Origin of the sequence: Treponema vincentii F0403 (assembly GCF_000412995.1) — a bacterium.
Classification (GTDB): Bacteria; Spirochaetota; Spirochaetia; order Treponematales; family Treponemataceae; genus Treponema; species Treponema vincentii.
In genome coordinates this window covers 1,846,417-1,868,996 of record NZ_KE332512.1, presented here as the reverse complement: position 1 = coordinate 1,868,996, position 22,580 = coordinate 1,846,417, and the positions used below count along the sequence as shown (strand labels likewise).

General features: G+C 46.4%; 16 protein-coding genes. 14 read left to right on the top strand and 2 right to left on the bottom strand.

Annotated elements, in window-relative coordinates:
• Positions 1-14: 14 nt before the first annotated feature.
• The 10 genes from HMPREF1222_RS08470 (at position 15) to HMPREF1222_RS08425 (ending at position 14,293) form a co-directional block, all read left to right on the top strand.
• A complete protein-coding gene (locus HMPREF1222_RS08470; protein ID WP_016519046.1) occupies positions 15-1,304 on the top strand; it encodes an ABC transporter substrate-binding protein in 1,290 nt (429 codons plus the stop codon).
• A gap of 70 nt (positions 1,305-1,374) precedes the next feature.
• Positions 1,375-2,256, top strand: coding sequence for a DMT family transporter (locus HMPREF1222_RS08465; protein WP_016519045.1), 882 nt, complete (start codon positions 1,375-1,377; stop codon positions 2,254-2,256).
• Positions 2,256-3,251 (top strand): LacI family DNA-binding transcriptional regulator, encoded by a 996-nt coding sequence (locus HMPREF1222_RS08460; RefSeq protein WP_016519044.1) that lies wholly within the window; start codon positions 2,256-2,258, stop codon positions 3,249-3,251. The genes HMPREF1222_RS08465 and HMPREF1222_RS08460 overlap by 1 nt, the downstream gene beginning before the upstream one ends.
• 472 nt (positions 3,252-3,723) lie before the next feature.
• Positions 3,724-5,652: a DNA topoisomerase IV subunit A gene (locus HMPREF1222_RS08455; RefSeq protein ID WP_016519043.1), complete on the top strand. Its 1,929-nt coding sequence runs from the start codon at positions 3,724-3,726 to the stop codon at positions 5,650-5,652.
• A 100-nt stretch (positions 5,653-5,752) separates the two neighbouring features.
• A complete protein-coding gene (locus HMPREF1222_RS08450) occupies positions 5,753-7,486 on the top strand; it encodes an AMP-binding protein (protein WP_016519042.1) in 1,734 nt (577 codons plus the stop codon).
• 175 nt (positions 7,487-7,661) lie between these two features.
• Positions 7,662-9,083 carry an alanine/glycine:cation symporter family protein gene (locus HMPREF1222_RS08445; protein ID WP_016519041.1) on the top strand — a complete coding sequence of 474 codons (1,422 nt, stop codon included), beginning with the start codon at positions 7,662-7,664 and terminating at the stop codon, positions 9,081-9,083.
• Between the two features lie 325 nt (positions 9,084-9,408).
• The gene (groL, locus tag HMPREF1222_RS08440; RefSeq protein WP_016519040.1) at positions 9,409-11,043 is read left to right on the top strand and encodes a chaperonin GroEL; all 1,635 of its coding nucleotides are present in this window, start codon (positions 9,409-9,411) and stop codon (positions 11,041-11,043) included.
• 304 nt (positions 11,044-11,347) lie between these two features.
• Complete coding sequence (gene hcp / locus HMPREF1222_RS08435) at positions 11,348-12,979, top strand: hydroxylamine reductase (RefSeq protein WP_016519039.1); 1,632 nt, start codon at positions 11,348-11,350, stop codon at positions 12,977-12,979.
• A 284-nt stretch (positions 12,980-13,263) separates the two neighbouring features.
• Positions 13,264-13,530, top strand: a complete 267-nt coding sequence (locus HMPREF1222_RS08430) for an RNA recognition motif domain-containing protein (RefSeq protein WP_016519038.1) — start codon at positions 13,264-13,266, stop codon at positions 13,528-13,530.
• Between the two features lie 220 nt (positions 13,531-13,750).
• A complete protein-coding gene (locus HMPREF1222_RS08425) occupies positions 13,751-14,293 on the top strand; it encodes a 4'-phosphopantetheinyl transferase family protein (protein WP_016519037.1) in 543 nt (180 codons plus the stop codon).
• A gap of 43 nt (positions 14,294-14,336) precedes the next feature.
• Here the strand turns inward: HMPREF1222_RS08425 and HMPREF1222_RS08420 are convergent, their stop codons facing one another.
• Both HMPREF1222_RS08420 and HMPREF1222_RS08415 read right to left on the bottom strand, forming a co-directional pair.
• Positions 14,337-14,999 carry a metal ABC transporter ATP-binding protein gene (locus HMPREF1222_RS08420; RefSeq protein WP_196799958.1) on the bottom strand — a complete coding sequence of 221 codons (663 nt, stop codon included), beginning with the start codon at positions 14,997-14,999 and terminating at the stop codon, positions 14,337-14,339.
• Between the two features lie 87 nt (positions 15,000-15,086).
• Positions 15,087-16,574 (bottom strand): HDOD domain-containing protein, encoded by a 1,488-nt coding sequence (locus HMPREF1222_RS08415; RefSeq protein ID WP_196799931.1) that lies wholly within the window; start codon positions 16,572-16,574, stop codon positions 15,087-15,089.
• 138 nt (positions 16,575-16,712) lie between these two features.
• Between HMPREF1222_RS08415 and HMPREF1222_RS08410 the strand changes: the two genes are divergently transcribed.
• From HMPREF1222_RS08410 to HMPREF1222_RS08395, 4 genes are all read left to right on the top strand, one after another.
• The gene (locus tag HMPREF1222_RS08410) at positions 16,713-17,558 is read left to right on the top strand and encodes a sulfide/dihydroorotate dehydrogenase-like FAD/NAD-binding protein (RefSeq protein ID WP_196799957.1); all 846 of its coding nucleotides are present in this window, start codon (positions 16,713-16,715) and stop codon (positions 17,556-17,558) included.
• Between the two features lie 55 nt (positions 17,559-17,613).
• The gene (gene gltA / locus HMPREF1222_RS08405) at positions 17,614-19,125 is read left to right on the top strand and encodes an NADPH-dependent glutamate synthase (protein ID WP_006188412.1); all 1,512 of its coding nucleotides are present in this window, start codon (positions 17,614-17,616) and stop codon (positions 19,123-19,125) included.
• Positions 19,126-19,309: 184 nt separating this feature from the next.
• A complete protein-coding gene (gene oadA / locus HMPREF1222_RS08400; protein WP_016519035.1) occupies positions 19,310-21,184 on the top strand; it encodes a sodium-extruding oxaloacetate decarboxylase subunit alpha in 1,875 nt (624 codons plus the stop codon).
• A 39-nt stretch (positions 21,185-21,223) separates the two neighbouring features.
• The gene (locus tag HMPREF1222_RS08395; protein ID WP_016519034.1) at positions 21,224-22,579 is read left to right on the top strand and encodes a glycoside hydrolase family 3 N-terminal domain-containing protein; all 1,356 of its coding nucleotides are present in this window, start codon (positions 21,224-21,226) and stop codon (positions 22,577-22,579) included.
• The last annotated feature ends 1 nt before the right edge of the window (position 22,580 follow it).

Below are 22,580 nucleotides of genomic sequence, written 5' to 3'. Positions count from 1 at the left end.
ATTAGGAGGAAAAAATGAAAAAGAGTATTATAAGCGGCTTATGTATCGCCGCTACAGTCATGATGCTTTTACCCGGCTGCAGTGAAAAAAATACTGCAGATAAAGACAAACCTCAAACCGTGACTATCTCCGTTTGGTCATGGGATGTTGCCTTAATGCAGCTGCAGAGCGCAGCGGAAAAATTTAAGTTGACACATCCTAACGTAGAGTTTGAATTCGAAGAAATGGGAACGGATCAAATTTACAATAAGCTGTCTACTTCTCTTGCAACCGGAAACGGTATTGCCGATGTCGTTTCGATTGAAGGCGATGTATTTGCCGGTTATGTCGATAAATTTCCACAAGGATTCCTTGACCTGACGGATATTGTCGACGAGCGGAACTTCCTACCGGTAAAAATCGGCGAAGTAAAATTTAACGGAAAAATTTATGCGTTCCCGTGGGATGCGGGACCTATGGGATTATTTTATCGCAAGGATTATTTTGAACAGGCCGGTGTAAAGGCATCCGATATTGTTACATGGGCCGACTTTATTAATGCCGGAAAAAAAATAAGCGCCGTATGTAAAACACCTTCGGGGAAAGCGGTTAAGATGCTGCCTATACGGCCGACTAAACCGTCACTCTATGCCGTCCTCTGTGCGGAACTCGGCCAATCGGTATTTGATGCGGAAGGGAAACCTCTGCTTGATACAGCTCAATCGCTTCAAGCGATGCACCTTTTCAAAGAGATCTATGATTCCGGTATCGGTCAAAATTATAACGGTTGGGATGAATATGAAGGAACGGTAGTTAATCAAACAGTTGCAACAATTCCCGAAGCAGTATGGATGATCGGAACGATAAAAGATAAAGCCCCCGACACTGCCGGTAAGTGGGGTGTCATAGACTTACCTAAGATAAGCGCAAACGGTTCCTCAAGCTGTGCAAACGGCGGTTCCATACTTGCCGTTCATGCCAAAACCGCTTCTCCCGATCTGGTAAAAGAATTTGTAAAATTCGCTATGACCGATAACGCATTGCAGGCGGAAGGTTTTGAAAAATACGGTTTATATCCGTCGTTTATTCCCAGCTACAGCGAATCCGTATTCGAGCAGGGAGATGATTTTTTCGGCGGCGATAAAATCTATAAGGTATTTATAGAAAACGGAAAAAAGATTCCTGCTTTTCCGCAAAATCCGAATATTGCCGAAGCAAATGATATGATAGGTTCCGCCGTATCCCGTATTTTACTGAAAAATGAAGATATAGATACGACAATGGCTAATTTACAGCGAGATTTATCGACAAAATTTGCAAAGTAACTTATAGTTACCGGTCATAACCTATCCGATAACTTCGGATAGGTTATAGGTTTCCCGTAGGATTACAATTATGAATAAAGAGCTTCTAGGCGTTGTTGGGTTATTATCAGCTACCATATTGTGGGGAGCAGGTTTCCTTGCTGTAGATCTTGCTTTAACCGCATTTACGCCGATGCAAATTATGGCGGTGCGTTTTTTCTTAGCTTCAATTATTATGTTTTTTGCTGCGCGTAAAAGTTTGCAGAGCGTTTTAAAACAAGAGGTGATAGCCGGTATTATTATGGGGCTATGCTTATTTCTTGCGTTCACGTTACAAACGATCGGTTTAAAGTTTTCCACACTGTCTAACAACGCATTTTTAACAGCGACTAATGTTGTCTTTGTTCCCTTCCTCGTGTGGGGTGCATATAAAAAGCGTCCTGCACTGCGTGAATTCGCCGGTATGATTTTAGCGATGGCTGGGGCGGGATTTTTAACATTGACAAAAGATTTTACTATCGGCATTGGAGATACGCTCTCGCTTGCAGGTGCATTCTTTTTTGCCTGTCAAGTTTTTTTTACCGGTAAATATGCTCCCCATTATCGAACTGATATCCTGAGCTTTGTCCAGATAACAACTGCCTTTGTCTTATCTTGTATTTCTTTGCCGTTTACCGGTGGAATGGCGGGAATAGTGTGGGGGAAAAATGCTTTATTATCGATTTTATATCTCGGTATTGTCAGCACGGCAATTACGTATTTTTTACAAACTGCATCGCAACGGTATGTAAAACAAGTACAAGCGGTTATTATTTTATCGTTGGAGGCGGTATTTGCGACTATTTTTTCCGTTTTATTGATACATGAAAGACTTTCGTTTCGGGTGCTGTGCGGAGCCGTATTGATTTTAAGTGCCGTATTAATATCGGAGCTGAAATTGAAAAAAACGAAGATATATGATACGGTAAAGTGATGGCAACAATAAAGGATATCGCCGAAAAAGCGGGAGTATCGGCTGCTACCGTTTCGCGCGTTTTAAATTACGATGAAACCATAAGCGTTCTTGATGAAACGCGCCGACGTATTTTTGAAACGGCAGCAAGCCTTGAATATGAACGGAATAACAAAAAAAGAAAAAAGATTAAATTAAAGATAGGACTCGTGTGTTCGTATTCGCATGAAGAAGAATTGGCCGATCCGTTCTATTTGGCAGTGCGCGTGGCTGCCGAAAAGAAAATGGAAGACGAGGGTTTCGTACGGATTACTATTCCGGTATCGTCACTCACCGGTTCCATACCGCCGGTACACGGTCTGATTTGTCTTGGAACTTTTAGCCGCTCCACCGTTGAAAAAATCACCGCATTAAAAAAACCGGTTGTCTTTGCGGATTGCAATCCCGATGAGACTCGTTTTGATTCCGTAGTCATCGGTATGGAAAAAGCCGTGATCGGCGTACTTGATTATCTGCGCAAAAACGGTCATTCAAAAATAGCCTTTGTAGGTGGCATGGAAATTGATTCCGATGGAAAAGAGGTGCAGGACATCCGCTCCGATGTATATATAAATTATATGAAAAAATATAATATCTGGCGGCAAGAATATTTATGTAAAGGTGATTATTCACCGAAATGCGGCTATGCCTTTATGAAAAAGCTTTTATCACAAGACAATCCTCCGACCGCCGTATTTGTTGTAAACGACTCCATTGCGGTAGGCGCATATAAAGCCGCCCATGAGCTGGGATGGAAGATTCCCGATCACATCAGTATCGTCGGGTTTAACGACATATCTTCAGCAAAATACATGGTTCCGCCGCTTACTACCGTCGGTTTGCATATGCGAACAATGGGGAGGCAAGCCGTCGGTATCTTATCCGACCGTATCCGTTCGGATAGAGAAGTGCCGGTAAAAGTTGTTATTCCGTGTGAATTAATCGTGCGGGAAAGTGTACGGAATATTTCACGGTAAGCTATTCCTTCTGTACGAAATTTTAAATCAACATACCCCGACCAAGCGTCGGGGTACAGTGCTCAACGTTTCGCACTGTATGTTCTCATAAGGTGGTTGCAGTCGGCTTTAATACCCTTTGTTACGACGCAGAGCGTCGGGGTATTAAACCCTCCGCACGAATAAAATTTCGTACAATTTATTTTTTAGAGGAAAGGTAAACGCATCAGACGAATAAATATAAATCGCAAAATCAGGAGGCTGGGCAAGCATTTGAACCATCTTCCACTGTTGTACATCCGTGTACAACAGTGGAAGGCGAGTTTTGTGCGTGCACAAAACATCGCTGTTGCATGGAACCACTGCCATCCTTGGCAGTTCTGCTTGAACGACCTCCTGATTTTGCGGGGTGTTAAAAAGAGAGGCTGATGCGTTTACCCTGCTGGCGAATCTGGACAATCTCGAGGTTTTCCGTTATGCTTGGCGCTCTTGTATGGATTATGTAGAAAGTTTATTTAACACGAATTTTTTAGAGTATGCCAGTTATGTTATCCGTGACCGCGCAATTCCCGATGTAGAGGACGGCCTCAAGCCGGTACAGCGGCGTATTCTACATTCTCTTTTTGAGATGGATGACGGAAAGTTCCATAAGGTTGCCAATGTCGTCGGTTACTGTATGAAGTATCACCCGCACGGGGACGCTTCCATCGGGAACGCATTAACGGTACTAGCCAATAAAAGCCTCTTTATCGATAAGCAGGGCAACTTCGGTAACCTCTTTACGGGAGACGAAGCCTCCGCACCGCGGTATATCGAATGCCGTATCACCGAATTTGCAAAAGATATCCTTTTTAATCCGCACATTACGCGCTATGTTCCTTCTTATGACGGCAGGAATAAGGAACCGGTCGTATTCCGCGCCAAGCTGCCTGTTGTGCTGCTCATCGGAGCGGAGGGAATCGCTGTCGGTATGTCGACCAAGATACTTCCGCACAATATCCGCGAAATCATCGAGGCGGAAAAAGCCTGCCTTTCCGGCAAACCCTTTACGCTCTATCCCGACTTTCAAACCGGCGGGCTTATCGACGTGTCCGAGTATCAGGACGGAAAGGGCAAGGTGCTGGTGCGGGCAAAGCTGGATACATCCGACGATAAACGTATCGTTATCCGCGAACTTCCCTTCGGCAGCACTACCGAAAGTTTAATTGCTTCTATAGAATCGGCGTCGAAGTCGGGAAAGGTAAAGATTTCGGAAATTAACGACTATACAGCGGAACAGGTAGAAATAGAACTCAAGCTGCCGCGCGGCGTGTACGCATCGGATGTTGTCGATGCGCTCTATGCCTTTACCGACTGCGAGCAGTCTATCTCCTGTAATTTGCTGGTTATTCAAGACAATCTGCCGGTTCAAACGACTGTTACCGAAGTGATTAAAACCCACGCAAAACAGCTGACCGCTTTGCTGAAAGACGAACTCATGTATGAGCAGGAGATGCTTACCGACCGGCTGCACCTTAGAACGCTTGAGCGGATATTTATCGAAGAGCGGATTTATAAAAAGATTGAAACGATGAAAACCGCCGAGTCGGTTATTAAGGCGGTTATCAAGGGCTTTGAACCGTTCAAAGCGGAACTGATACGGGACATAACGGAAGAAGATGTAGACCGTCTCCTCAAAATTCCCATTCGGCGTATTTCGCTCTACGATATCCAAAAAAACCGTGCCGAAGTACAAGAAATTTCCGCCCGGCTTAAAGAAATTGCCCGCCTGTTAAAAAACCTAAAAAAATATGCGCTCAGCGTCCTTGACGGAATCCTCGCAAAGCTGCCGCCGGAAATTACGGCGCGCAAAACGGAGATTACCGGCTTTACCAAAGTAGACGTAAAAGAGGCGGTTAACCGCGATCTGTCGCTCCGCTATGATGAAGCGACCGGTTACCTCGGCACTGCCGTTACTACCGGAAAAGAAATACTCAAAGTTTCTCCGTATGACCGCATCTTTATCCTGCGTAAAAGCGGAGTGTATACCGTTATGGACGTACCCGACCGGCTCTTTGTCGATACCGGTATGTGGTACTGCGGCTTTGCCGAAAAAGAATTATTGTCACAAATTCTCTTTACGGTTATTTATAAGGATGAAAAAACACAGTATCCGTATATCAAGCGGGCGCGGGTTGAATCCTATATTCTGAACCGCGATTATCTGTTCGTGCCGGATACTGCAACAGTGCTTTACGCAAGCACTGCCGAAAATTTTGAATTTACGGTACAATATGTGCCCAAGCCTCGGACAAAGAAAAATGAGGCACGCTTTAAAACTGCAGATTATCCCGAAAAGGGATTAAAGGCGCAGGGGGTACGCCTCGCAGAACGGGAAGCGGAATCAGCCGCTCCGGTAGCGAAAAGAAATAGTAAAAAGTAACGATGTACCTCTAAAAATGTGAGTTTTTAGAGATGACCAAAGGTTATGCTGAGTTGTCTTTGTCCGGATAATTCAGTACCTTGTAGGGGGAAAACTACCTATGCAAACAATCAATGAACTGGGAAATTATACCTTTCAAGCGATGCTGGAAAATAGCATCAAGCGGTTTGGGGAACGCCCTGCGCTTTCATTTGTGTCGGGAGAGCCGATTTCATACAACGAGGCCGATAAGCAGATAAAACAGCTGCAGCAGCGTTTATACCGGCTCGGCGTCAATCCCGGCGATAAGGTAGCAATCTACAGCCACAGCGTTCCTCATTGGGGAATCGCCTATTTTGCAATCGTTACGATGGGCGCAATCGCCGTTCCGCTGCTGCCGGATTTTACCGACAAAGAAGTTAAAACCTGTCTGGAACATTCCGGAACGACGATAATTATTGTTTCGGAAAAACTGATGAGTCGAGTACCCGAAACCGTTTCGGTACTCATCGATATTCAAGACTTTTCGGTTAAAAAAGGTACGGAAATAAGAGACGGCACCCCGCCGCCTCATACCTGTAAAGAGGAGGATACCGCTTCCGTTATTTACACCTCCGGTACGACCGGGCGTTCCAAGGGGGTAGAGCTTTCGCATAAAAACCTTGTTTGCAATGCAATCGCAGGGCAATCCTGCCAGCGTATAAATGAATACGACAGGGCGCTTTCCATTCTGCCGCTTTCTCATGTATATGAATTTACGATCGGTTTTTTGATGTTCTTTTTAAACGGCGCCTGCGTGTACTATCTCGAAGGAATCCCTTCTCCGAGAATTCTGCTTCCGGCCTTGCTAAAGATACGTCCGACGATGATGCTGAGCGTTCCGATCGTTATGGAAAAAATTTACCGAAATAAGATACACCCCGCTTTTACTTCCTCACCCTTCCGCGCATGGCTGTATCGTACGAAACTCGGTAAGAAAATCCTAAACCGTCTTGCCGGAAAGCAGCTGAAAAAAACATTCGGCGGACACCTGAAGTTTTTCGGCTTGGGCGGCTCGAAAACCGATACAACTGTTGAAGAATTCCTGAAAGATGCGAAGTTTCCCTATGCCATCGGTTACGGTTTAACGGAAACGTCGCCGCTTATTGCCGGGACAACCGTTCGCCAAAGCGCTCCGGGCTGGATCGGTTACCCAATCCCTGATGTCGAGGTTAAAATCGATAACCCGGATCCCAAAACCGGTATCGGCGAACTGTTGGTCAAAGGGCCGAATGTGATGAAAGGCTATTACCGCGACCCTGAACTCACAAAGAATTCGTTTACCGAAGACGGCTGGTTTAAAACCGGCGACCTTTTTATGATGGACGAGAAAGGCCATCTCGCTATTAAAGGCCGCTCAAAAAACATGATCCTCGGAGCCAGCGGCGAAAATATCTACCCCGAAGATATTGAGTTTGTGCTGAATCAGCATCCGCTTGTAACGGAATCACTCGTTGTCGAAGGGGAGAAATCTTCACTTGTCGCCTACGTACAGCTTGATGAAGAAAAACTTGCTGCTGCCGTGCAAAAAGAGCAAAGTCAAAACAAAGAAGGCACTGCAATCCAAAATTGGCAATCTGCCGTAGCGGGTGCTGTTTCCGGCTTGACGGATGCGATGGCTTATAAACGAGCAGAAATCTTAAACGAGATTAAATTTTTCGTTAATTCCAGCGTAAATAAAATGTCGAGAATCGATAAGATCGAATCGGTAGAGGCCTTTGAAAAAACCGCAAGCCAAAAGATTAAACGATATCTCTATAATTTTACAAATCGGGGAAAGAAAGATATAGAGGCTTCAACGGGGAAATCGACATAGCCCGCGGATAATAATTCATAATTCATAATTCATAATTAAAAATTGTGAATTATTATCCATTTTTAAGTTTTATTAGAAAAATCTATAAATAGATAAATAAATAATTATATCCTTGCTAGCACCGATAATGTATGATACCATAATATCAAGATTATTAATTGGAGGTGCTATTTATATGGAAGCGTTTTTACAAAATCTTACTAACGTATTCGGAAGTATAAACAGCTTTGTATGGGGGCCATACTTCCTTATTCCATTGCTCTGCGGAACAGGGCTATTCTTTACGCTCCGGCTAAAAGGCGTACAATTTACAAAATTCGGAGCAGGATGGAACAGACTATTCAATAATTTTTCGCTCAAGGGAGAAAAAGCCGGAAAGCACGGTATGAGTTCTTTCCAAGCTGTTGCAACCGCGATCGCAGCTCAGGTCGGTACCGGAAACCTTGTAGGAGCAATGACTGCCTTGATTATGGGCGGTCCCGGCGCAATCTTTTGGATGTGGCTGGCTGCATTAGCCGGTATGGCAACAAACTTTGCCGAAGCCTGTATCGCACAAGTATACAAAACAAAAGATAATTCGGGACAAACCGTCGGCGGCCCTGCGTATTATATTTCCCGCGGTTTGGGGAATACCGCATTTTCCAAGTTCCTTGCGGCGTTCTTTTCCGTTGCAATTATTTTGGCACTCGGATTTATGGGTAACATGGTTCAAGCAAACTCAATTTCCGATGCGTTCTTAAACGCATTCTCTCTGCCGACATGGGTAACCGGTATCGGGCTTGCAATTATTGCCGGTATCATTTTTATGGGCGGTGTAAAGCGTATCGCTTCCGTTACCGAAAAAGTTGTTCCGTTGATGGCTCTTGTTTATATCGTAGTGGGTGTTATTGTTATTCTTATGAATGCATCCAACATTCCGGCGATGTTCGCTATGATTTTTAAGGGAGCTTTTAATCCGAGATCCGTTTGGGGCGGAGCATTGGGATTCGGTATAGGACGTGCTGCCCGTTACGGTATTGCGCGCGGCCTTTTTTCCAACGAAGCAGGTATGGGCTCTACCCCGCATGCTCATGCGGTTGCAAATGTAAATAATCCCGTTGAACAAGGCGTATTGGGAATTGTAGCCGTATTTATCGACACCTTTGTCGGCCTCAATATTACCGTCTTTACGGTACTTAGCGCCGATATTATCAGATTTGAAGGTGATCAGCCGGTAATGAAAGGTATTCAGCTGGTTCAAGAAGCGTTTTCACAGCACCTATTCGGACACTCGTTCGGCTATCTTTTTATTGCAATTTGCTTGTTCTTTTTTGCATTTTCAACGATTATCGGTTGGTATTATTTCGGCGAAACCAATATCCGGTACCTATTCGGCTCAAAAGGCTTGATTCCGTATAAGCTGCTGGTAGTGGCATTTATCTTCTTGGGCAGTTTACTTAAAATCGACTTGGTATGGGAATTGGTAGACTTCTTTAACGGTATCATGGTTATCCCGAATCTCATCAGCTTACTGTTCCTGAGCGGTACGGTCGCAGCAGTCCTACGCGATTATAATGCGGGCAAGCCCTACGACGTCAATAATTATATTAGAAAATAATTGCGCAAACATCTAAAAAACTGACAGGGTTTTGAGCAATACCCTCAAATTTCAAAACACATAAATGCGCCGGCTAATCGGAATACAGGTTAACCGGCGCATTTTTTATCCGTATAGAAGAACTTTGTGTGCGGAGCTATTCAAAAACGTTTGGTACGTTTTTCTTGAATCAACATGAATCACTTGCCGGTTTACCTTTTTTTTTGTATTTTACTATCATATCATTTTAAACGTTTACGTGATTTTTGAACCAAGTGGACGTTGTATCGTTAAAAACTACAGTACGTAGCATAATTTCACTTATAATGATGAAGGAGTTCATAAGATGGCAAAACAACTGCTGTTTAATGAAGAAGCACGGAAAAAACTGCTTTCCGGTGTTGAACAAATTTCAAGTGCGGTAAAAGTAACATTAGGACCTAAGGGACGCAATGTCCTGCTCGACAAGAGCTTCGGCGCTCCGACCGTTACCAAAGACGGTGTATCGGTTGCCCGGGAAGTTGAATTGGAAGATCCGTTTGAGAATATGGGAGCACAGCTTTTAAAAGAAGTTGCGACAAAAACCAACGATGTAGCCGGTGACGGAACCACGACTGCAACCGTGCTGGCCTACTCTATGGTACGCGAAGGCTTAAAAGCCGTTGCTGCCGGTATGACCCCGCTTGAATTAAAGCGCGGTATGGATAAGGCTGTTGCAATCGCCGTAGACGACATTCAGAAAAACGCAAAAGAGATCAAAGGTTCCGAAGAAGTGGCCCATGTCGCTTCCGTTTCCGCGAACAACGATCAGGAAATCGGTAAAATCCTTGCCGATGCAATCGCCCGTGTAGGAAAAGACGGCGTTATCGATGTCGGCGAAGCTCAGACGATGGAAACCGTTACCGAATATGTTGAAGGTATGCAGTTTGATCGCGGCTATATTTCTTCCTATTTCGTAACCGACCGCGACCGCATGGAAACCGTATACGACAATCCGTATATCTTAATCCACGACAAGACCATTTCTACGATGAAAGATCTGCTGCCTCTTTTGGAAAAAGTCGCACAGTCAGGCCGCCCGCTTTTGATTATCGCAGAAGATGTTGAAGGCGAAGCATTGGCAACCTTAGTTGTAAACAGCCTCCGCGGCGCCTTAAAGACCTGTGCGGTAAAGGCTCCCGGTTTCGGCGACCGCCGCAAGGAAATGCTCGAAGATATCGCTATTTTGACCGGCGGACAGGTTATCTCCGAAGAATTGGGATTAAAGCTGGAAACAGCAGATCTCAGCCAGCTCGGTCAGGCTAAGAGCATTAAAATCGATAAAGAGAATACAACCATTATCGACGGCGCAGGCGATAAAAAGCACATCGGCGACCGCGTTGCCCAGATTAAGAAGCAGATTGAAAATTCTTCTTCCGAATACGACACCGAAAAACTCAAGGAACGCCTTGCAAAACTTGCCGGCGGTGTTGCGGTTATTAAGATCGGCGCCGTTACCGAAGTTGAGATGAAGGAAAAGAAGCACCGCGTAGAGGATGCCTTGAATGCGACCCGTGCCGCTATCGAAGAAGGTATCGTACCGGGCGGCGGTCTTGCGTTGATTCAAGCTGCGGAAGCGCTCAACAAGGCTGATCTTTCCAAACTGACCGAAGATGAAAAGATCGGCTTTAAGATTGTCAAGCGCGCGCTTGAAGAACCGATCCGTCAGATTGCGGAAAATGCCGGTGTTGACGGTGCTGTCGTTGCAGAAAAAGCAAAAGAGAAGCGTGGTATCGGCTTTGACGCTGCAAAAATGGAATGGGTAGATATGATGAAGGTCGGAATTATCGACCCCGCAAAGGTAACCCGCTCCGCATTGCAGAACGCAGCCTCCATTGCGAGCCTCCTGCTGACCACCGAGTGTGCTATCACCAATCTCCCTGAAAAACATGCTCCGGCGGCTCCCGCCCCCGACATGGGCGGTATGGGTGGAATGTATTAATCAACAACCCCCGACGCAGCGCATAGACGAAGAGCATCGGGGAATTAAAGTCTCCGCACACATCAATCCCGTGCATAACACAAAGGCTTACACACAAAAGTGCGTAAGCCTTTTTTTATCCCTATAAACCAAAATATCGGCCATACCGTAACCCATGTTACCGACCGGCATACCACCTTACGATACAATAGCTACAGAGTATGGGATTAAAATCGAGATTATTGTAGACGGTCTGTAAAAAGCCGAAGTTACAGAAGCTCGCCTTTAGTCCATATCATTCAGAATTTCACACAAGGAGTTATGTATGGATTCGATGTTTTGTTTTCAATGTCAGGAGACGTTTAAGAATACCGGCTGTATAAAAGTCGGCGTTTGCGGAAAGAATCCCGTTGTCGCAGGACTACAGGATTTCCTTATCTGGGCGACAAAGAAGCTCTCTGTTATTACCTCTTATATGCGCGAGCATGGGATGAAGGTAACAACAGAGGTGAACCACCTCGTAACTACCAACCTCTTTGTTACAATTACCAATGCCAACTTTGATCCCGATGCGATTGAGAAAAAAAATACGCTTACCCTTGAAACAATTGCCGCTTTGCGAAAAGAGGCAAAACTTGAAGCGGACGCCGAAATCGATACTCTTATCGGTGCCGATACCTCTGCACGGCTTGCAAAGGCGTTGACTATCGGTATTTTACAAACCAAGGATGAAGATAAGCGGGCACTTAAAGAGTTGATTATCTACGGGCTGAAAGGGCTTTGTGCGTATATGAAACACGCCAATATCCTAAAGCATGAGAATGAAGAAGTAGATGCGTTTATCCAAAAAACGCTTTCCGTATTAATCGACGAAGCTCTTTCCGTTGATGAGTTGGTTGCACTCACACTGAAAACGGGAGCTGCAGGCGTACAGGGTATGGCTTTATTGGACGGCGCCAATAGCGGAACCTACGGCAACCCCGAAATGACGGAGGTTTCTATCGGGGTACGGAAAAATCCCGGTATATTGGTTTCCGGTCATGATTTGCGTGATATTGAAATGCTTCTTGAGCAAACCGAGGGACAGGGCGTTGACGTCTATACTCATTCCGAAATGCTTCCTGCACATTACTATCCCAAGCTCAAGAAGTACAAGCATCTGGCAGGCAACTACGGCGGTTCATGGGCGCGCCAAACTTCCGACTTTGCGAATTTCAACGGCCCCATCCTGATGACAACCAACTGTATTATTCCCACAAAAGCTCCTTATGTAACAAGAATGTATACGACAAACGCTGCAGGGCATCCCGGTTGTGTGCATATTGAAGCCGATAAAGACGGACACAAGGACTTTTCCGCCATTATTGCGCAGGCAAAAACCTGTCCACCGCCTCAAGAAATAGAAACGGGGAAAATCATCGGCGGTTTTGCCCACGCACAAGTGTTTGCCCTCGCCGATAAAGTTGTCGAAGCGGTAAAGAGCGGTGCTATTAAAAAATTTATCGCCATGGGCGGCTGTGACGGACGGCAGGGAGCGCGGTCATATTATACCGACTTTGCGCAAGCCCTCCCAAAAGATACGGTTATTTTAACGGCAGGCTGCGCCAAGTACCGCTATAACAAGCTGAATCTCGGCGATATAAACGGTATACCGCGCGTATTGGATGCAGGGCAGTGTAACGACAGTTATTCGCTTGCGCTGATTGCCTTAAAGCTGAAAGAAATCTTCGGATTGAGCGATATCAATGATTTGCCGATTATCTTCAATATCGCGTGGTATGAACAAAAGGCTGTTATTGTTCTTTTAGCGCTTTTATCGCTTGGGGTAAAAAATATCCATCTCGGTCCGACGCTTCCGGGCTTCCTGTCAAAAAATGTAACGGAAGTCTTGGTGAGCAAATTCGGGCTTGCGGGAATTACCTCTGTGGACGAAGACCTTAAACGCTTTTTTGCATAGCATTTATAGGCAGGTGATTATACAAAGCTCTGAGCTCATACTTTGTTCGGCTATTGTATTTTAATGAAGGCTTACACACAAAAGTGCGTAAGCCTTTTTTTATCCGCGTATTGGTCGGTTGACCGCTTAGCGAAACTATGTTACAGTAGCTTATCTACGTGATCGTTGTTTCCATTAATGATAGAGCCGAAAGTTCAGCTTACATAATCAAATAAAGGTCTCATAGAACTTGTTTCCGTATGGATTCATTATTTAGTACCGCAAAAGGTAAAAAGGATTTGAGTATGGCTCAGAAAATCTATGTAGGGAATTTAAACTACGCAACCACGGAAGAGGGTTTGTCAAACTTGTTTGGAACTTATGGCGAAGTCGTCTCGGCAGCTGTAATAAAAGACAAGTTCACCAATCGTTCAAAGGGTTTTGGATTTGTTGAAATGGCCGATGAAAGCGCCGCACAAAATGCTATCGCAGAATTAAACGAGAAGGAATTCGAAGGACGCCGTCTCCGCGTTAATGTTGCTCAGGAGAAACCCCGCCGCACCTATCCCTAATCGATTTATACAAAGAATAGAGAAGGGGATGTCTCAAAAGTTACTAACTTTTGAGACATCCCCATAGTGCAACAAACATCTCCGATGCATCAACTGTAATACAATCCCATCGCTGACATATAATAAAAGGCCTCTTAGTTTTTAGTCTCTAAATAATGTCCCTATATTTGACAGAGAGGATGTTTTGTCCTACACTCAACATAGGGTCGAGATAAGAACAATGACGGAACTGTGGATTTGCCGGCATAACGGATTATCCTCTGAGCAGAAGCGCACACAGGCAAAAGAATTGCTGAAAACCGTGCTCGCCGAACGGATTCCGCAATGTTCTCCTGAACAACTCCTGTTTGAATATGGAAAGTATGGAAAACCCCATCTAAAAAATAAGGCGCTGCAATTCAATTTATCGTATACGCATGGTGCGTATGTCATTGCTTTATCCGATAGTGAAATCGGGGCAGATATCGAACGGCTGCGGGCTGCTAAACCTCATGTTGCAAGCCGCTGTTTCACCGATTCCGAAAAGCGCTATCTTTACCAAGATATGAAGCAGTGCGATCGGCGGTTTTACGAATTATGGACACAAAAAGAAGCATATCTAAAATATACGGGGCAAGGTTTTTATTGCTCCCCGCAGAGCGTCGATGTTTTATCCTTGCCTATACGGGACTGCCTTTATACATTGACGGATGACGATATGATAATTTCGTTGTGCGGCCGGGATGTACATCCTGTTTCAATTTATAAAGTTTCTTTAAACTGATAAGGCCGCTAAAGTCCGATAGAATTTTGAGAAGATGCCCGAATTATACGGGGCGGCGGAAGTGAAGAAACTCTGCAGCATATTTTTGCGGATTACACAGATGTCCGCATCCGTTTGCCAGATGGAAAATATCCGTTGAATTGAGCACTGCTGCGTCAAGGTTATGTTCTACGGAGATAACCGTTAATCCCTGCTCGGTGTTCAGCTTTTTAATAAAGGTATAAATTTCCTGTTGGCTTTGTATATCAATCCCTGTTGACGGTTCATCAAGGATGAGCAAATCAGGATCCCCGATAAGCGCACGGGCAATATACATTTTTTGCAGCTGCCCGCCCGACAGCGTTCCCACTAAAGCATATTTATAGTCGAGTAGCCTGACATCCGACAGATAACGGTCGATAACACCTTTGTCGTGCTGTTTACGCAATATCCGATACGAGTTTAAAGCTTCGTATACGGTAATCGGAAAGCCCGTTATTGCGGCTTTCTTTTGCGGTACATAGCCGATACTCGTTGCTCCGCACCGGATATTTCCCGTATCGGGAGTTAACAGTCCGAGTATCAGCTTTATCAGCGTACTTTTGCCCGTACCGTTTTCACCGACAATCGAAATATATGCCCCTTTTTGAATAGTCAGACAGAGATTTTCAAATAATGCTTTCTTACCGGCGCCGTATTTAAACGACAAATCTTGGATACAAACCATCCCGCACGATTCGTCATGTTCATGGGGTTCGTGTACGGGAAGCGGTTGATGAATGATAGATTGCTGTTCGCTCATAGAGATACAGAATTACTCCGGTTCATGGAATTTTGCATTAAGCTGTCCGCATAGTTCGCGAAGCTGTGCCTCATTTTCGATATTATGCTGCTTGAGCAAAACCGGAGGAATTTGATAGTAGCTGATATTTCCATCAAAGAACTGCAGCATAAATTCGGCAAAACTGACGGTGGAAATTAGATTATAATATTTTTTAGGGGCAGATTCCGGTTCATATTGATATTTTATCGTATTAACAATAGCTGCAGGTAAATGCCATTTTTCGGCAACCGCAACGCCGATTGCTTGGTGTTCCATCCCCGACATCACACTTTTAATTACCTGCTCCGGAATATTTTTTTCGGCTTGCAAGTCTCTGATTTTCGCCAGCACTTCAGGATAAATCGCACTGAATACGATCTTACCTAAATCGTGCAAGAGGGCGCAAACATATATTTCTTCAAGAAGGTCGTTCTTTCCTTGCGTTTTAGCAAGATTGTACGCAAAAAAAGCACACCGATACGTATGATTCCAAAGTTTTCTTTGTTCGTCACTCGTTACTTTTAAAACTTGCAGCGTTCCGATGGAATATAACAGATGCTGGATTCCCCGCAGACCCGCCATTTTAACCGCCTCGGTAATACTCATACATTCTTTGGAAAGTCCGAATGCAACCGAGTTGACGAGTTTTAACAAATCGGTCGTTAACGCAATGTCATCACTGATAAGCGAAGCAATCGTTCCCATAGTTGCGTTCGGATCATTGATAAGATGCTGTACTTGCATGATTTTTTCGGGGAACTGGGGAATGTCGTCAATATAATCGACTATTGTCTTTGTCAATTCCACCAGATGCCTATTTGCTTCAAAATCGAGCGGGATGGTAATCCGGTTAATCGTTAGGTCTTTTTCGGTAATCAGTTCAAAAGCATCCTCGTGCAACCCGATTTTTTTAAGCATAAGAAGCATGATAATTAAACCGAGCCCGGCTCCTTCCGTATCATCGATTGCCTGCATAAAGGCCTGATCTACATTTTCATAGTCCCGTGCAACAACCATACGGTCAAAGATACGTTTAAATTCCGTTGCAACCATCTGAACATTATTGCGTACTTCAAAAATAATATGCCCCTGTTTTACCTGCATAATGACTTTAATGTAAAGACCTTCTTTTTTTTGCTGCTGCAGATAGTAATCGATATTACCGAGGCTTTCTTGCTTAAAATTGAGCATTCCCTCGTCGTAGGCCTTTTGATCATAAATATCGTAGCCTTTCTCTTTAAAATAGACCCGCTTGGTATTCGCCTTTTTCGCGTTTGTAGTCAGCTCATTGAGGCAATAGACAATATAGTCTTGAATTCCATCTTGATGAACCACTCCGAGGAAAACTTTGGCGACATCGACAATATAGGTTTCAGTTTCCTTAGGAAGCGTATAGGTGTTAATTGAGATGGGGATATTCATCTGAACAGCTTGTTTGATTTTGTTCTTATCTACCGGTATAGTTGTAACATTGTCCATATCTTCAGTATAAGAGAAAGTGATAATTTTCGCAATGCTTCGCATATTGATATTCGATACTATTTCGAGTAAAATCACACGAAATACGTATCAGTTATAAATTGATACTATATTTCCCCATATTAAAGAGGCCTAATGATTCACACAATTTTAGAGAAGAAGCAATTCTCAAAAGATGTCTTTTACTTACGCGTTGCTGCGCCGGAAATTGCCCGCCAAAGAAAGGCGGGGCAGTTTGTTATTATCCAGCTTGATATCGACTACGGAGAGCGTATCCCACTTACCATCGCAGATGCCGATCCAACCGAAGGCTGGATAGCCCTTGTTGTTCAGGCAGTCGGCGCAACCACGATTAAACTCTGCCAGAAGGGAGTCGGCGATTCGGTTGCCGCAATACTCGGCCCGCTCGGCAATCCCACGCATATTGCCAAAGTCGGCAAGGTTGTCTGCGTCGGCGGCGGTATCGGCACGGCGCCTTTACATCCGATTGCGCAGGCATATAAGCGTGCGGGCAATGAGGTTGTCATTATCATCGGCGGACGCACAAAAGAACTCGTTATCTTTGAAGAAGAAATGCGCAAGATAGCGGATGAGCTCATTATCGTAACCGATGACGGAAGCTACGGCCGGAAAGCGCTCGTTACCGAACCGTTAAAGGAAATTTGCGAAAGCTCCGCGCCGCCTCAAGAGGTTATTGCAATCGGCCCGCCGATTATGATGAAGTTCTGCGCAGCGACAACCCGCCCCTTCGGTATCCATACGGTTGTTTCGTTAAACACCATTATGATCGACGGTACCGGAATGTGCGGCGGCTGCCGTGTTACCGTTGACGGAAAAACCAAGTTTGTCTGCGTGGACGGCCCCGAATTTGACGGGCATAAAGTCGATTTTGACAATATGATGATGCGGATGAAGGCGTTCAAGGAACGGGAAGATCACGACCGTCACGTATGCAGAATCGGACTGTCTAACGGCAGCAACTAACCTGAATAGAGGAATGCCGGCATTTCTCCGGATGTGCCGTGCAGAGGAGTATGGAATGGAAACTGAAAAGACAACTACGGAACACCACTATGTCCCCCGCGAAAAACTCGCAGAACAGGCGAAAGCATATTGGGATGAATTAAAAGATAAAGAATTAAAAATGAAGGATCGCGCAGCTATCCCGATACAGGAAATGCCGGTGCTTGAACCGCATGCCCGCGCCCGCCTTATGGATGAGGTGGCGACCGGCTATACCGAAGAACAGGCGCGGATCGAGGCGGAACGCTGCTTAAACTGCAAGAACCGCCCCTGCGTACAAGGATGCCCTGTCGGTATACCCATCCCGGAATTTATCAGCTGCATCCAGAAGGGAGATTTTAAGGCCTCCGTCGACACTATTAAGACAACCAACTTACTCCCCGCTATCTGCGGCCGCGTATGTCCGCAGGAAAAGCAGTGCCAGCTGGTATGTACCGTCGGCAAAATGCATAAATCAGTGGATAAGGCGGTTGCAATCGGCAGATTGGAACGCTTTGTTGCAGATTGGGAACGGGAAAACAATAAAACAACAATACCGCCGGTTGCTCCCGACACCGGAAAGAAGGTTGCGATTATCGGATCGGGACCTGCAGGTCTTGCCGCCGCCGCCGATATCCGCCGCGCCGGTCATGCGGTAACCGTATTCGAAGCCTTCCATAAAACGGGCGGCGTTATGGTATACGGCATCCCCGAATTCCGCCTTCCGAAAGACATTGTCGCAAAGGAAGTGGAAAACCTCAAGAAGATGGGAGTCAAGTTTGAAACCAACTTTTTAGTCGGAAGGACGGAGACGCTGGAACAGTTGCTCAATGATGACGGCTTCGACGCCGCCTTTATCGGTACCGGCGCTGGGCTCCCTAAATTTATGAATATCGAAGGGGAAAACCTCATCGGCGTGTTCAGTGCAAACGAATACTTAACCCGCGCCAATCTGATGAAAGCTTATCAGGAAAATAAGGCGGATACTCCGCTGTACCCCGCCAAGGTTGTCGCAGTTATCGGCGGCGGAAATGTCGCGATGGATGCCGCCCGTATGGGATACCGGCTCGGCGCGGACAAGGTGTATTGTATTTACCGCCGCACCCGTGCGGAAATGCCCGCCCGCGCGGAAGAAATCGCACATGCGGAAGAAGAAGGCGTCGAGTTCTGCTTTCTGCAAAACCCGACGCGGTTTATCGGCGACAAAGACGGTAAGGTATGCGCGGTCGAAGTGCTGAACTACGAGTTGGGTGAGCCGGACGCTTCCGGACGCCGCAGCCCCGTCGCCATTCCCGGTACGGAGCATCAAATTCCGGTCGACACGGTCATCGTCGCGCTCGGCAACAGTTCCAACCCGCTGATGGCAAAGACGACGGAAGGCTTGCAGGTAACCAAGAACGGTAATATCATTGTCGATGAAAACCAGAAAACAAGCCTCCCAAAAGTATGGTCGGGCGGCGACATCGTACTCGGTGCCGCAACCGTCATCCTCGCTATGGGCGAGGGGCGCAAGGCAGCGGCGAGTATTAACGAATATTTAGCAAAATAAAAAATAAAGCATCTCTAAGAATCGGCAAGCCGTTTTTAGAGATGCCCTTCTTCCGTACAAAGTTTCATAAGCTTTTTACAAAAGCCGTTGATACGTCCGGCTCGTCCCAGTTGATAAAAATATCTTGCATAAAGCACCGATAAACAATATCATTACTCTTATGAAAGTTTTTTAGGAGTAATGTATGGCACACAAAGTTCGGATTTCCGATTTAGTATTACGGGATGCGCATCAGTCTTTACATGCGACGCGCATGACAACCGCCGATATGCTGCCTATTTGCAGCAAACTGGACAGTGTCGGGTATTGGAGCCTCGAAGCATGGGGTGGTGCAACCTTTGATGCATGTATCCGCTTTTTAAATGAAGATCCGTGGGAGCGGCTGCGTTCCTTGCATAAAGCCTTGCCGAATACTCCCATTATGATGCTGCTGCGCGGTCAGAATTTGCTAGGTTACCGGCACTATGCCGATGACGTAGTCGATGCATTCGTAAAAGCCGCTGCCGATAACGGAGTCGGCGTATTCCGTATCTTTGATGCACTCAACGATCCTCGCAACCTGAAACGTGCAGCTGATGCCGCAAAAAAAACCGGCAAGCACGTCCAAATGGCAATCTCTTTTGCAACAACTCCGTATCACACTATAGATAAATATGCGGAATTGGCCAAAACCTATACGGAATTCGGCGCCGATTCCATTTGTATTAAAGATATGGCCGGACTGTTGAAACCTTTTGATGCGTTCGATTTAGTAACGGCTATCAAGAAAAAGACAAGTATTCCTATCAATATCCATACCCATGCCACGACAGGCCTCTCGGTCGCGACACTGCTTAAAGCTGCGGAAGCGGGCGCGGATATTTTGGATACCGCTATTTCATCGATGTCGATGGGAACCTCTCATAGTCCGACTGAAACAATGGTAGAAATTTTCCGCGGTACCGAAATGGATACCGGTTTGGATATTAACCTGCTCCTTGAAATTGCCGCTTATTTCCGAGAAGTGCGCAAGCATTACGCTCAGTTTGAATCGAGCTTCCTCGGTGCGGACACCCGTATCCTCGTATCGCAGGTGCCGGGCGGTATGCTTTCCAACCTTGAAAATCAGCTGCGCGACCTTAAAGCTTCCGATAAAATGGATGCGGTCTTAAAAGAAATTCCGATTGTACAAAAAGACTGCGGCTATATTCCGCTTGTTACTCCGACCAGCCAGATTGTCGGTACGCAGTCGGTATTCAATGTGCTGTTCGGCCGCTATAAAAAACTGACAGCTGAAACACGCGATCTTTTAACCGGTAAATACGGAAAAACACCTGCCCCCTGCAATCCTGAGCTCGTTAAGGCCGCCCTTGCAGAAGCGAAGATGGACGCACCTATTACCGTGCGCCCCGCAGATCTTATTCCCAATGAGCTGGATAAGATAAAGGCCGAAGCAAAGGAAAACGGTGCGGGCAATTCCATCGAAGACGTATTAACCTATGCAATGTTCCCCAAAGTTGCGCCTAAATTCTTTAAAGAGCGCTCTAAAGGGCCGGTTGTGTTTACCGCACCGTCCGCCGAGAAAAAGCCGGCAAGCGGTGCAAGCAGCGGCGTCTACACGGTAACGGTAAACGGCACCGATTATGCGGTTTCTTCATCCAACGGAACATTCACGGTAAACGGTACGGCATACTCAGTCAGCGTAAAAGAAAATGCCGGTTCCGCATCTGCTCAAAAAGCGCCGGTTGCTGCGCCGGTATCAGCTAAACCGGTAACGGCTTCATCCGCTGCGGCGGCTCCGGCACAAGCTGCATCGGCCTCAAAACCGGCGGCACAGCAGTCCGCTGCACCGGCGCAAACAGGCACGGGCGGCGAAAAACTCCCCGCTCCTGTTGCCGGCACGCTCCTGCGGTACAGCGTTGCGGAAGGCGCACGGGTGAGCGAAGGGCAAACCGTCATTATACTTGAATCGATGAAGATGGAATTGGAAATCAATACGCCTAAGGCGGGCGTTATTCACTTTCTGGCAGCAGTCGGTGCGCAGATTGCGGAAGGCGACACGCTTGCGGAAATACGCTAACAGCCTAGTTATAGATGCGCTTCCGGTAACGCTTTTTTTATGTTAGCAACAAAAAAAATGGGCTGCAGTTGTTTTACCGCTGCAGCTTTTTTCTTTTTTATTATCCCCAATTTATTTGCGCAAGGTTCTGCTTTATCTACGCAACCTACATCCGCGCAATCTACGCAAACCGCTTCCTCATCAGCGCAAACCGGAAGCATTGCCGTACCGGCGGCATCTCAAGCTACGGCGCCCGCATCTCAAAATGAGGAAGCCCTCCGAGCCGTTGTTTCCCGGCTTTCTCTTGAAGAAAAAGCGGCGCAGGTGTTGATGATTAATATCGCCGGCAGCAAAACGGCAGATGTAAACAGCATCGCATCGTTTAAGGGAACCGTACCGGGGGCAATCCTCTTATTCGGATATAATATTGCGGATACGCCGCAAGCAGTCGCAGATTTTTTAGAATCGGCTGTGCATGGCTTTCAGGATACGGCGCACCGTTCCGGCCATACTTTTATCCCGCCGCTTTTTGCACTTGATAACGAAGGCGGTACCGTATACCGCACCCGCCGCATTACCGTACCGGTACCCGCTGCGGAGGAAATCGGCACGCGTTTTTCCGCCGAAGAAGCGGAAGAACTTTACCGTCTGCTGGGGCAGCAGATGCGGGAACTTGGACTCCGCCTAAATCTTGCACCGGTGGCGGAGGCCGGAACGGAAGAAACTGCGGCGGCACTTGGTACACGGACATTCAGCTCGGAGCCTGAACAAGCAGGGCAATACGCTGCGGCGGCAGTGCGCGGAATGCAAAAAGCAGGCATCTTTGCGGCGGTTAAGCACTTTCCCGGCAACAGCGCTGCAGATTTACACAAAGGTACTGCGGAATTAACCGTCGACTATGATACCTTCCTTAACCGCTATTGCGCGGCATTCCGGCCTTCAATTACGGACGGTGCGGCGGCCATACTGATTTCTCATATTACGGTACCGGTAATCGAAGCGGCGCCGTTCTGTTTTTCCGCAAAAGGGATTGCGCTACTCCGCAACAAATTGGGATTTTCCGGTCTTATCATCACCGACGATATTGCAATGCAGGCGTTACGGCAAAACGGAGCCGCTCCCGAAGAAAACGCCGTGCGGGCACTCGCTGCCGGCTGCGATATGGTTATGTGCTCGCTGTCTAAGACCTATCCGCTTATCGAAGCGCTTGCGGAGAAAGCGGCGGCCGATACCGATTTTGCGGCAAGGCTTGATGAGGCGGTACTGAGGGTTTTAACCGCCAAGCAGCAAGCGGGACTTATTGATACGCAAAAAACTATCGGCACAGACGGATTTTTTATACCTCATACGCCGGACTGGGAAAAGTTCCGGCAGGCAAAAGAAAGCGCCGCCGTATATCAACATAAAACACCCTAAA

Coding starts and splice junctions, on each gene's coding strand:
- HMPREF1222_RS08415 (WP_196799931.1), bottom strand. CDS start 16,574: ATGGACAATGTTACAACTATACCGGTAGATAAGAACAAAATCAAACAA.
- HMPREF1222_RS08425 (WP_016519037.1), top strand. CDS start 13,751: ATGACGGAACTGTGGATTTGCCGGCATAACGGATTATCCTCTGAGCAG.
- gltA (WP_006188412.1), top strand. CDS start 17,614: ATGGAAACTGAAAAGACAACTACGGAACACCACTATGTCCCCCGCGAA.
- hcp (WP_016519039.1), top strand. CDS start 11,348: ATGGATTCGATGTTTTGTTTTCAATGTCAGGAGACGTTTAAGAATACC.
- HMPREF1222_RS08450 (WP_016519042.1), top strand. CDS start 5,753: ATGCAAACAATCAATGAACTGGGAAATTATACCTTTCAAGCGATGCTG.
- HMPREF1222_RS08470 (WP_016519046.1), top strand. CDS start 15: ATGAAAAAGAGTATTATAAGCGGCTTATGTATCGCCGCTACAGTCATG.
- HMPREF1222_RS08460 (WP_016519044.1), top strand. CDS start 2,256: ATGGCAACAATAAAGGATATCGCCGAAAAAGCGGGAGTATCGGCTGCT.
- groL (WP_016519040.1), top strand. CDS start 9,409: ATGGCAAAACAACTGCTGTTTAATGAAGAAGCACGGAAAAAACTGCTT.
- HMPREF1222_RS08465 (WP_016519045.1), top strand. CDS start 1,375: ATGAATAAAGAGCTTCTAGGCGTTGTTGGGTTATTATCAGCTACCATA.
- HMPREF1222_RS08445 (WP_016519041.1), top strand. CDS start 7,662: ATGGAAGCGTTTTTACAAAATCTTACTAACGTATTCGGAAGTATAAAC.
- HMPREF1222_RS08395 (WP_016519034.1), top strand. CDS start 21,224: ATGTTAGCAACAAAAAAAATGGGCTGCAGTTGTTTTACCGCTGCAGCT.
- HMPREF1222_RS08420 (WP_196799958.1), bottom strand. CDS start 14,999: ATGGTTTGTATCCAAGATTTGTCGTTTAAATACGGCGCCGGTAAGAAA.
- HMPREF1222_RS08430 (WP_016519038.1), top strand. CDS start 13,264: ATGGCTCAGAAAATCTATGTAGGGAATTTAAACTACGCAACCACGGAA.
- HMPREF1222_RS08455 (WP_016519043.1), top strand. CDS start 3,724: ATGGATTATGTAGAAAGTTTATTTAACACGAATTTTTTAGAGTATGCC.
- oadA (WP_016519035.1), top strand. CDS start 19,310: ATGGCACACAAAGTTCGGATTTCCGATTTAGTATTACGGGATGCGCAT.